Origin of the sequence: Flammeovirga sp. OC4 (assembly GCF_000812565.1) — a bacterium.
Classification (GTDB): Bacteria; Bacteroidota; Bacteroidia; order Cytophagales; family Flammeovirgaceae; genus Flammeovirga.
In genome coordinates this window covers 225022-237687 of sequence record NZ_JTAM01000006.1, presented here as the reverse complement: position 1 = coordinate 237687, position 12666 = coordinate 225022, and the positions used below count along the sequence as shown (strand labels likewise).

8 protein-coding genes are annotated in these 12666 nt (G+C 34.9%); 6 read left to right on the top strand and 2 right to left on the bottom strand.

The features are described from left to right. Positions 1-186 precede the first annotated feature (186 nt). On the bottom strand, positions 187-3219 hold the full coding sequence (locus PL77_RS07280; RefSeq protein ID WP_044203295.1) for a PD-(D/E)XK nuclease family protein: 3033 nt from the start codon (positions 3217-3219) through the stop codon (positions 187-189). Between the two features lie 276 nt (positions 3220-3495). On the opposite strand from PL77_RS07280, the gene PL77_RS07275 reads away from it, so the two are divergent. The 6 genes from PL77_RS07275 (at position 3496) to PL77_RS07250 (ending at position 12005) form a co-directional block, all read left to right on the top strand. Further along, positions 3496-3639 (top strand): hypothetical protein, encoded by a 144-nt coding sequence (locus PL77_RS07275; protein WP_156152282.1) that lies wholly within the window; start codon positions 3496-3498, stop codon positions 3637-3639. Between the two features lie 577 nt (positions 3640-4216). Continuing rightward, positions 4217-5875: an alpha-glucan family phosphorylase gene (gene glgP / locus PL77_RS07270; RefSeq protein WP_044203290.1), complete on the top strand. Its 1659-nt coding sequence runs from the start codon at positions 4217-4219 to the stop codon at positions 5873-5875. A 107-nt stretch (positions 5876-5982) separates the two neighbouring features. Next, positions 5983-6330 carry a hypothetical protein gene (locus tag PL77_RS07265; protein ID WP_044203288.1) on the top strand — a complete coding sequence of 116 codons (348 nt, stop codon included), beginning with the start codon at positions 5983-5985 and terminating at the stop codon, positions 6328-6330. A gap of 344 nt (positions 6331-6674) precedes the next feature. After that, entirely contained in the window at positions 6675-7646 is a 972-nt protein-coding gene (locus PL77_RS07260) for an Ig-like domain-containing protein (protein WP_044203286.1), read from the top strand. Positions 7647-7901: 255 nt separating this feature from the next. Continuing rightward, positions 7902-8951, top strand: coding sequence for a family 16 glycosylhydrolase (locus PL77_RS07255; protein WP_082026438.1), 1050 nt, complete (start codon positions 7902-7904; stop codon positions 8949-8951). Between the two features lie 378 nt (positions 8952-9329). Next, on the top strand, positions 9330-12005 hold the full coding sequence (locus PL77_RS07250) for a hypothetical protein (RefSeq protein ID WP_044203285.1): 2676 nt from the start codon (positions 9330-9332) through the stop codon (positions 12003-12005). A gap of 176 nt (positions 12006-12181) precedes the next feature. Here PL77_RS07250 and PL77_RS07245 read toward each other — a convergent pair whose 3' ends face one another. Next, positions 12182-12577, bottom strand: coding sequence for a hypothetical protein (locus PL77_RS07245; RefSeq protein ID WP_044203283.1), 396 nt, complete (start codon positions 12575-12577; stop codon positions 12182-12184). Between the last annotated feature and the right edge of the window lie 89 nt (positions 12578-12666).

Genomic DNA, 12666 nt, shown 5'->3' with positions numbered 1-12666 from the left:
TGCCTCCTAAAAAATTATATAACATCACCATAAAGGCATTTTTAGCGTTGCACTCACAAAAAAGATTCAAGAATTAATGACCAACTAATTTTGCCTTAGTACTTAGAACATCCTAAGTTATCATCAAGAAACAAATTACTTCCTAGATCGACTCCTTAATTTAAATTATTTAAGTTTTTTTATAATTCAGATTACATCTTCCAATAGTTTTTCAGTGTCAAGCATCATTTTTACGATTTCTTCAATCAGTTTTTCTGTTTTTTCAAGAAAGTCTAAATCTTGATCATCTCCTATAGGCTGATCCACTTTACATGTTTTTAAACCTTCATTTATTTTTCTAAAGAAATAAAATCCAGAAGCCACTCCTTTACCCAAATCAATGTTGGTTAGGTTTTCCTTTTGAATCACTTTTCCTGCTTTATTGAGTTTTCCCTGAAATCTTTTATTTGACGCATCCAAACCTGCTTTTGTAAGAAGGTAGCTATAAACTACTAATTGTAAAAACTTTCCTTTATGCTCGTCCTCCAATAATTCAGTCCAGTTTTTCACCCCTAAATCAGCAGGGTTATAGCCTCCCGATTTATAATCCACCACTCTCAGTTGCCCATCGATGACATCAATTCTATCCGCCATACCTGAAAGCTTCACCGGAATTTTTTCACCTTCCACTTCCACTTCGAAAGTATGATCTACAAATTTTTCTAGTCCAACAATTGTGATCGCTTTGTCATTCGATTTTTCTATTTCTTCAATCTGTTTTTTGAAAAAGCGTTCCAACAGATTTTGAGCAACCGCTTTAAGCAATAAGTTTTGTCCTCTACTTAAATCGGCTCCTTCTTCTTTTGCTGTATCCTGAATCAATTTAAGAATAAAAGTCTTATCAGCAATCGCTTGTTCAAAATGCTCTTTTCTTAATACAAAAGGAGTTTCTGTATCAGTGTCGCTTAGTCCTGCCATTCTTCTTAAGCCCCATTCACAAGCCAAGTGAATCAGGTTACCAAATGTTCTGTTATCTAAATCTTCTTCTACCTCTTCCTCTTCCTTCAGTTTGAGTACTTTTTCATCAATAAAAGTGAGTGGATTTCTTATAAATGAATTCAAGGCCGAAGGGCTGACCCCTCCAGCTAATCGTTCTTTGATTCGTTTTTGAAGCACCTCTTCCTTTTCAATCGTGACAGGCAATGCCATTGCCTTATCGGCCTTTGACAATAACCACACATCTGACTTCAAAGTAATTTGATTGGAAGGAATCTCGGCCAGTTCTTCTTTTACTTGCAACACCAATCGGCTCATTTCACCGATGTCTCCACCAGCATTTCCATCTAAATAAGCAAAAACTAAGTTTTCTGCCCTATGAAACAAACGATAGAAAGTATAAGCAAAAGCAGCCTCATTATCCATGTAAGTCGGCATACCGTATTGTACCCTCGTATCAAAAGGAATAATCGCTTCTACTGCTTTCTTGATCGGTAGATTCCCTTCATTACAAGAAAGGATCAATATATTTTTAAAATCCAATGCTCTACTCTCCAACATACCCATAATTTGTAATGGTGCAATCGGTACACCCGTAAATGGAACGTTGGAAGAACGTAGCAATTCCAAAAGCAATGATTTGAACACCGAAATGGATAATTGACCGTTTTCTTGTGCAAATTGAGGTAAAGTATCTTGAAGGCGTCGGATAACTTTATAAAACTGTATGAGTAATTCCCCTTCAAAAGACTCTTCCAATGATTCTGAGGAAGAGATACCTAAAGTATCAGGGTTGGCTTTTAAAATTTCTGCCAATACTTTGATCAATTCTACAAAAGAACTCAAAGCATTACGATAATCATTGCCCCAATATTGGAACACTGCTTTATAAATAGGATGCTTATCTCCCCAATCATTTATTTTTTCTAAAGGCACCCAAACCATTTTCTGCTTGACTATTTCATCCAAAATGGTCGTTGAAATCTCTTCAAATTCTTTTAATGAACTTGTGTACTGAAAATAAGGGTGTCTTAATACATTTTGAACATCTTTGAAATAAGCACTTCTCTCACTCCCTTCCGAAGGTTTCATCCTTTCCTGCAACTGGAAGATGGTTCTCAACAGGTCAAACAGAGGTGTTTTGAAGAAAGGCATACCCATTGTAATGTTGGTCATTTGAGCCAAACTCTTGTCTTCTCCAAAATCGATTTCAGGAAGAGATCGTAGAAGTGCAGGCAACAATGCCTCATCAGGAAGTAAGATGGCAGTATGATTAAGTGTCTTTTGGAATTCAGCTCTCTTCTCAGGAGTATCTAATAAACTTTGCAACCACTCCCCCGCGTATTTCGCTTGGCCTACCACATTACTGATGGCTTTAATTTCTACTTGCTTAGGGTGTGTACTCCACCAATCTTTTTGAAAATCGATATGCTGTTTGGCAAACCCCTCAGTATAGCGTCTTAGATAGTGACCTGCCTCGTGATATTTACTGAAGTACTGTTTGTCTGCATCAAAGAACGTTTGGGCTTTCCCGATGTCTGTTAACTTCTGTACGATGGCCTGTTCCACTCCTGACATTTGTGAGAAGCCGGCAAATATTACTTTTTTAATACCTAGATAGTCTATTCGATCCTCAAGGTGGTTATAAGCTTCTCTAAAAGCCAATCCACCATACGCAAAACCTTCTTTCTTTAATTCGTCTTTAAACTCAAAATAGGTCGAAGAAAGATTCTCCCAAAATTCTAAAAAGTCCGCCATTGTTTCCTTCTTCGCAAACAACTCCTTCTTCACCTTTTCTATCATTTCATCTTCCTCCCCTAATGACTCTGCCCAATGTTCAATTGCTTTTGTTTCTTTCAGATGCTCAAACATTTTTTCAGCTTGTTCTTCTGTAAGGTTGTTATCAATCATATTGAACTCTCTCAATAATGATTTCCCTAAAGCACCAAACTTTTCAATCGTGATGGTTTTATCTTTTTTTCTATAAAGAGAAAATAATTTAAAAAGTAGTGTCACACCATCTGCTTTCACAAGATTAGACAAACGCTCTGCAAAACCTTCCATAGATAATACAGCAGGTGCAATGGTGGTATGTGGAATCACTTCACCAAAGTATTGTTTAAAATACATACCGGCTCTTCGAGACGGAAGCACCACAATGATTTTGGTGAGTTGTTGCTGGTGTTCAGCATAAATTCGTTGAGCAACTGATTTTAGAAATGGAAGATTGTAATCTTGTGACATCTGTAAGGTTTTAAAAAGTAATGCAACGAAAATACAAACAGATCATAGATCACAAAAGAAGATTAATACTTTCTATGTATTTTTTATGAAGGCAACATTTTTTTGTATCTTACGTTCACGAAACTAAATCGCAGTTATCTCGCTGTATTTTAATAATCAATTGCATTTCATTCTCTCATCAAATAACCCTTTTACTTCCATACTATGAATATCTTTAAAGTAATATTCGGATTCTTTCTTTTAAGTTTATTATTTCTCTTTACCCCTTTCCTAAAAATGATTACATGGCTAGGCATACAGTTAGTCTCCTTTATCACCTGGTTTGGAATGGGAGCATTAGCATTAATGATAGGTGCCTACTTTCAAATGAGAAAATGGACTAGAAAAAGCCCTAAAAACACGCTCCATCAACCTTCTTAAAATAGCTCCATCATCAGTTAAGAAATGAGCCTATTTTTACCACAAATTTTACCCTTTTTGTAGAAATAGCTTAGATTGACATTGAACTATATTCAATTCTTTACTGTTTTTGATGAAGTGTAATTTGAACCTTATTTTTATCATCACATGCTATTCACATCAAGTTCATCTTAATTTGATAACTAGTTTTTAATTTGCAACAAAATCCACGTTAAGCTTAATCGCTTATCCTCAACAAAATGACAACATTACCCCCGAAGTATGTTATTCTTTAACAAGTCGGAAGAGGATTATCTAAATATTATCTTATTTATGTAAAACACTCGAAAATTTATTTGAAAATATTTCTTAAAAAGAGAATTTTTTGAATTAAAAATGTGAATAAAGTTATATTTTTAGTTTAATCTTTAACATTACAACGGTTTCGCAACCGGTTACATAAAATCTTTCTTATTTTGATGACCTACATCATACTAATCCATAAATAATTTATAAAAATTGCACATGCATTAAGAAACGTCATAACGACGTCACTTAATGCATGTAAACAATAAAACAATTAAATTTTAATATTAATATGTCACGTTTCGAACAAGATTTTAAGCACCCTTATGCTTACGACCCAAAATATAAAAAACGTGTAGCCTACTTCTGTATGGAGTTCGCTATTGACCAACCATTCAAGATTTATTCTGGTGGTCTTGGTTTCTTAGCGGGTTCGCACATGCGTTCTGCTTATGAGTTAAACCAAAACTTTATCGGTATTGGTATTCTTTGGAAATATGGTTACTATGACCAAGTACGTAAAGGTAACCAGGAGATGGATGCCTTATTCCAAGAAAAAATCAACAACTTCTTAGAAGACACAAACATTAAATTTACGATTCAGGTAAATGGTCACCCAGTTTGGGTAACTGCGAAGTACTTACGTCCAAGTGTATTCAACACTGTACCGATGTTCTTCTTAACAACTGACCTTCCTGAAAACGACTACTTGTCGCAGTCAATCTCTCACCGTCTTTATGACGCTGATGCTTCTGCAAAAGTAGCTCAATATATGCTTCTAGGTTTAGGTGGTGCTAAACTTCTTGATGAGTTGGAATACAACGCAGAAGTTTACCACTTCAACGAAGCACACGCATTACCGGCAGCGTTCCACCTAACGAACAAGTTTGACGGTGATATGGAGAAAGTGAAAGAATTATTAGTATTCACTACTCACACTCCTGAAGAAGCTGGTAACGAGAAACACGATATCCACTTCTTAAATAAATTAGGTTACTTCAATGGTATTCCATTAGACCAAGTTCGTAAGATCACTGGTATCCAAGACGATACTTTCGATCACTCACTAGCTTGTTTACGTCTAGCAAGAGTAGCCAACGGTGTATCTAAATTACACGGTGAAGTATCTAACGATATGTGGAACAAATATGGTAACATCTGCCGTATTACTTCTATCACAAACGCACAAAACCGTACTTACTGGGCTGATGAGCAGTTATACAACGCTCTTCACAAAGAAGAAGATGAGCAGTTAATCAAACGTAAGCGTTACTTAAAAGCGAAATTATTCGAAACAGTAGCGGATCAAACGGGTAAATTAATGGACCCTAAGAAACTTACTATCGTTTGGGCTCGTCGTTTTGCAGCTTATAAGCGTGCAGACTTGATCACTAGAAACAAAGAGCGTTTCGATCGTATCATGAACAACCCTGATAAGCCAATCCAAATCATCTGGGCAGGTAAGCCTTATCCAATGGATTACGGTGCGGTTTCTACGTTCAACCAATTAGTTCACTTATCGAAGTCTTACAGCAACATGGCTGTATTGGTAGGTTATGAATTAAAGCTTTCTCGTAAGTTGAAGCAAGGTTCTGACGTATGGTTAAACAACCCTCGTGTACCTCGTGAAGCTTCTGGTACTTCAGGTATGACTTCAGCGATGAACGGTGGTATCAACCTTTCTACTGATGACGGTTGGATCCCTGAATTCGCTAACGGTGAGAACTCTTTCGTTCTTCCATTGGCTGACTTGAACGCTCCTACACACGAGCAAGACGAGCAAGATTTGAACAGCTTATTAGACATCTTAGAGAATGAAATCATTCCTATGTACTATGATGAGCCTGAAACTTGGACTGAGCGTGTGAAGAACTCTATGCGTGACGTTCTTCCTTACTTCGACGCTAACCGTATGGCGTTACAGTACTACGAAAAATTATACAATGAGTAAGAATTAGTTGTTTTCATCAATGAAACACTATTAATTCAAGCAATTTGTTATTAAATATTAAGCGAGTTTACTTCGGTAGGCTCGCTTTTTTTATTTTTGTACTTAATATGATTATCATTTTCAACAATATTATCCCCTTTAGAGGCTACACTGCATTAGCGTTCTATCCATTTCTTTTTGTTCGTCATGAATTTAAAAGTTATCAACATACCAACAATTGGTATCGCATGATTCAACACGAGAAAATTCATTTCAAACAACAAATCGAAATGTTATTCCTTTTTTTCTATTGTTGGTATGTTTTGGAGTTCTTAATTCGATTAGTTATTCACAAAAATGTTGATAAAGCCTATCGAAATATCTCTTTTGAGAAAGAAGCCTACCAACATGAACAAGATGAAAACTACTTATTCACACGAAAAAAATTCCATTGGCTTCATTTTTTAAAAGGATAAAATTATCACTACAGAAAAATAAGTGTTAAAAATACATCTTTTTATTTAAGTGATTTCGACCCAAAAACAAACACAAACATCTATATATCAATCAATTACATGTTAATGTTGTAATAATTTGGTTAAGATTACACTTCCATTGTAATGATCAAGTTGACGCCTATAATTTCAATACACAATTATTAACACCTAACATTGTAACAGACAATCGCTAATCCTCTCTATGAATAAAAGTCGATAGATGAAATGAATATTCGACAAAGTATGATCTATTTTAAATACTAACGATTAGCGACTTAATACATAATCATTTTTAGTAATACTTATTAATTATCTGTTACGTTATGAAATTAAAAACTTTTTTAATTGGAGCTTTCTATGCACTTACTTTCATGCTAATGGGATGTACAGAAAGTACAGTAGAAGAAATCATTGAAGATATTGAATCAGCAACTGGAATTGCTTTAGACCAAACTAGCGTAGAACTTGAAGAAGGACAAACAGCTGAATTAACAGCAAGTCTTGAACCCGCTGATATCAACGGGGAGATTACATGGAGTACTTCTGATGCCAATATCGTTACGGTTGATAATGGTACTATCACAGCCGTAGCAGAAGGTTCAGCGACAGTGGTTGCTTCACATGGAGTATTTACTGCATCTTGTAATGTAACTGTGACAAAACCTGCTGTTAGCGAACCAGATCCAAATTTACCGGCTTCACTAAAAGGAAGCGAATACTTTGTAGTACAAATGGATCAAACTTCATTTGAAGCTATAGAAGATAGAGTATCAGCTGATTTACGTCCAGACGAAGGTTCTAAGTTTTTATATATCTGGGATAATACATTCAACAATGGTACACCTCAAGGCAATAACTTTTACGGTTTAGAAGAAGGTTGGATCAGCTTAGTAGTTGGTACAGTAGGTTGGTCAGGAGCAGGTTTCTTTGCTAGTACATCTTATGGTGACATCGATATGACTGCTATTCATCAAAATCCTGATAATTATGTATTTCACGCTGCTTTCAAAAGTAGTCAAGATAATACATCTTACACATTGATGTTTGCTGACGGTACTTCAGAAATCAAAGTAGTTGTTGGACCAACTGCTCAAGAAGGTATTACTCCTTATACAGACTTTACTAGAGATGGAGAATGGCAATCTGTTGAGATTCCTATGTCACATCTTATCGATAACGGATTAAACTTAAGTAGTCCAATCTCAAATGTAAATGTTTTAGCAGTGTTAGCTGGTGGAACAACAGGTACTACATTTGACATGGATGCCGCTTTCTTCTACAAGAAAGCAGAATAACGAATTCAATTATAATTGATTAAAAGCAATCCCGTGATAGGATGCTTTAAGTACAAGTACTGGGATAAGGAAATATGAAAACTAAGAAGGAAGTGTGTATTATTAAATTTGCTTCAAACGATCCTTTCTCCATTAGTGATCAATATAGAATTATCCTGGTGCTTCACTTCCATCATCATTTAAAAAACCTTATTTTATAAATACATTATCAACAGTTGATTTATTTATAAAGGACAATCAACAAAAAATTAAGAAATGAAATATTTAGGTATACTCTTACTCAGTTTAATGAGTCTCACTAGTTGCGATAGCAATGACGTTACACAAGAAGACGGAATTGATTTACAATTGGATCATTCCACAATGGAAATAAAAGTGGGTGAAACAGCGACCGTAAAAGTTGTTCAAGCTCCTACTACGGATGCCACTCTAGTTTGGGCTTCTAGCAATGAAGATGTTGCTACTGTATTCCATGGAGTAATTACAGCTGTAGGAAGTGGAAATGCTACAATTTCGGCAACTTTAGGCGATCAACAAACTACAGTAGCGGTGAAAGTGAATCCTCTAGAATATGCATTAGTTTGGTCAGATGAATTTGATGGCGACGCATTGAATATGGACAACTGGACGTATGAAGTAAATGGTTCAGGTGGCGGAAACGGTGAGTTACAATATTATACAGACAGGCAAGAAAACCTTCGAGTTGAAAATGGTCATTTGATCATTGAAGCTAGAAAAGAGGATTATCTTGGAAAAGAATATACCTCCGCTCGAATTGTCTCAAAAGACAAAAAAGACTTTAGATATGGTAAAATTGAAGCGAGGTTAAAAGTACCTGATGGTAGAGGTACATGGCCGGCACTTTGGATGTTAGGTTACGGTTCGTGGCCTCATGCTGGTGAGATTGATATTATGGAATATGTAGGGTATGATCCTAATACTTTCCATTGTGCTCTTCATACTAAAAACAAGAATGGTATGAACGGACAAAATGCCAAAGGAAGCAAAACTTATTCAACAAATGTATCCGACGACTTCCATGTGATTACGATGGAATGGGTAGAGGATGAATTAAACGGTTTTGATCGTATTCATGTGTCGGTTGATGGAGAACTAATCAAAACGTTTGCCGAAACTGCTCAACTAAGAGATAGCGGCGACTGGCCTTTCCATGAACCTTTCTTCCTCATCGTCAATTTGGCCATTGGTGGTTCTTGGGGCGGAGTAAAAGGGATTGACAATAGTATTTTTGATGAAGAAGTACTGTTTGAAATCGATTACATCAGAGCTTATCAATTACAATAAAATTCAAAAGTGTTATCAAGTAAAAGAATCAACAGATTTTCTGATAATTTTCATTTTCATAATTATAACTAAGACAAACTTCAAACGAATAGAGTGTGTAGTGACTCGATGAAGTTCAAATATCGCTAAACTATTTTTCATACTTCAGGTTAGATAATTATAGAATAAAGTACCTTCATAGTCTTCTATGAAGGTACTTTTATTTTTAATATATTTGATTGGTAGCATACCCCACTTCCTTCATGAAATGAATGACTTTTTATTTAAAATTTAATCCAGCATCTAATGATATCAAGTTTTTTGGAATTGTTTTTTTTCAACTGTCTACATCCTATTGATCAGTATAAGACTAAAAAATCACATTCTCCATTTTGCCTGATGCAGTACAATACTAAGTGCTTATTACTTATTCTATTGGTTCTTCTTCCTTTCTATGCACCTATTTATGCAGGGGTAAAAACACCACATATTGTCAATTACAATAAAACGGATTATCAAGCAGGACGCCAGAATTGGGATGTGAAAATTGATCAATATGGTATTGTGTATTTTGGTAATTCGGAAGGAATGCTATACCACAATCATGGAGAATGGGGATTAGCACAATTACCTTCTAAAGCAGGAGTTCGAGCATTATTTATTGATGAACGCCTAATATGGGTAGGTGGTAAAGAGTACGGCTATTTTTCAAAAACAAAAGAAGGGGAATTTGAATTTACGTCGATCGGCATTTTGGAATATGAACAGATATGGAATATTGAAGTGGTTGACAATACCGTTATTTTTCAAACTGAAGACAAAATTATTTTATATCATAAATTAGAAAAAGCCACCAAAATACTGACTTACTATGAAGGCATTAGTGCCATCGTGAAATGGCACGAAAAAGTGTGGGTACTTCTTAGAAATGGTAAAATAGGCTTTATTGAAGATGGACAACTTCAAATTCAACAAACAATTGAAGTATTCATTAATCAACAAGTTCGTCACCTTTTCGTACATCAGAACCAAATTTATGTACCGCTTCATACTGGAGCACTTTATCGATTTGATGGTAAAGTAGCGAGCAAAGTACCATTATCATCCGCTCTTCATCAAAAATCTTTCTTTACAGGAATCTCTTACGACAAAAACTCCATTGGTATTGGAACAGTCACTGACGGCTTTATAAGAGTGGACCAATCAGGAACGATGACACATCAAGCCAAACAACAAGAAGGACTTCTTGATAACACGATTTTATCTATGGCTAGAGATGATATGGGAAACATTTGGCTTGGTCTTGATTACGGAATTGCCAAACTCGAATTACAAAGTGCTTTCACTACATTATTCGATGGTGCTGCTACTTACTCAATTACAGATTTTGGTGGCTCTACTTTTTTAGGAACTAACAAAGGACTTTATAAAGCAAATAAGTTCCAAAAGTTTGAGTTAGAAGAACAAATAAAAGGGCAAATATGGAATACTAAAATTATTGACAATGAGCTGTTCATCAGCCATAATTCTGGACTTGCAAGATACACTAATAAAGGACTTGAAGACATGTCCATCAACAAAGGTGTTATTGATATCGCTCATTTTGAAGGCACCGCATTTTATGTTGCTTCTACTTATGACGGCTTAATGCTCTATGCAAAAGACTTGGGAAAGTTATGGTATGTAAGTAAACCTGATGTTTATGGATTTTCAAAATTGTATTATGATCAAGAAAACAATTGTATATGGGGAGAAGTCAAAAATAAAGACCTTCTTAAAATCACACTCAACATAGATGCGACTATAACAGTGACTTCTGTAAAGGGATTCAAAAGAGTATTTGCAACTAATAATCGGTTGATTTTTGGGAACAACAAGCAGTTCTTTAGCTATAGGAATGGACAGTTTAAGGCATTGGATCACCCATTACTCAAAACAATTCGAAAGGGTGATATCGCTGCTTTAGCTTTTAATGAAAAAGAAAACTATGTCAGTTTTATACAAGATCATCAATTGAATTTGCTAGAACTACTTTCTGATGGTAGCGTACACTCCTACGCTTCGTTAATGAAACCGTTTAACACCGACATTAATAAAGACTTTGAATTTCTGGATTTCAAAGGAGATCAATTGAGGTTAGCAACGGACAGGGGGGTAATGACTTTCGATGTTAAATATCAATCTACTTTTACAAAAGAGCCCGAACCAATTATTACATCTTTAGAGATCGATAATGAAAGGGGAAAATATACCTATCCCTATTTCAATCGAATTGAACTAGAAAAAGGAGAAAAAGATATCACATTTCATTTTCAAATTGATAAACTATCTTTTGATATTGCTCAATTTAGATACAAATTATTACCACTCGAAAAGGAATGGTCAGATTGGCAGACAGGAGTATCCTCTTTTACTAAACAAAAACTTAACGGTGGAAATTATACGATTGTACTTCAAAGTAAAATCAATGATGGAGAAATACGAGAAGTGGAGTTAAACTTCAGTATTGAGAAATATTGGTATGAAACACCTCTCCTTTATCTTCCTATTATATTGATTGTTGCTCTTCTTGTTTACTTCATTCGGAAAGTAGCAAAGTTCATTTATATCAAGAAACTTACTGCGGAAAAGGAACACATAACACAGCAAAATGCTAAAGCTGTTATTTCTTTAAAAGAAGAGCAACTATTGAAATACATGGAGATTATCAACCATAAAGATACGTTCTTAATGAAGGTACAAGCTGGACTTGACAAAATGAAAAGTAACGAGGCCAAAAAGTGGTCGCAATTAATTGAAAATGAAGTCAATAAAGAGAAAAAAGACCTCCTTTTCCATCAATTATTTTCTGAGGTACAACAAGATTTCATCAAATCTATTACAGAAAAATATCCATCTCTTACAGCGAATGACATTCGCATATTATCCTTTATTCGTATCAATTTAAGTAGTAAGGAAATTGCAGAACTTATGCATATCACCCCTAGAAGTTTAGATACAAGTCGTTATAGATTAAGAAAGAAACTCAATCTTGAACAAGGTGTGGATCTCCATAAATTTGTAAGAGAATTTTAATACAAAAAAATCCCTTCAAGATTAAACTCCTGAAGGGATGTACTTCATCTAATGATCAAGTAATTATTAATATACAAACTTTCTATTGACGCTATTACAACAAGCTATTCATTTATAATAGCATTTATCTTAATGTGTTTTCCCTAACTAATGGTGAAAACACTGTTGTTTCGATATTACTTTCTACCGTAAAGCATAATTTTTCTTTGAATACTCTCTCTGTTCTCTTTTTCAATTTTAACAGTATCTGTTGAAAGTGCCTTCATATAAGTTGCTAACGCTTTATCTGTTTGTCCTAAGCGTACATAATAGTCGCCTAGTACTTCTAAGTTCTTTGCATTTTCATCGATTGAGATCGCTGTATCAATCCACTCTTTCGCTAATGCTAAATCTGCATTCCAGTTGATTGATAATAGTGCTGCTTTAGTATAAGTTTCCCAATCATTTGCCTCTGCTTTAGCCACCATTTCTGATAATTTAGAGGTATTGGATTCATTTGTATTTTCAAGGTTTGAAGCAAATGAAACTACTGAAGATAATGTGATAACTAAAGAGATAAATAACTTTTTCATAAGAGTATAATTTTAAATTTTTGTAATGATTACGTTTTGTTTTACACTCTAACTAGATTCCATCTTTGTGCCACAAAATCACAAATCAC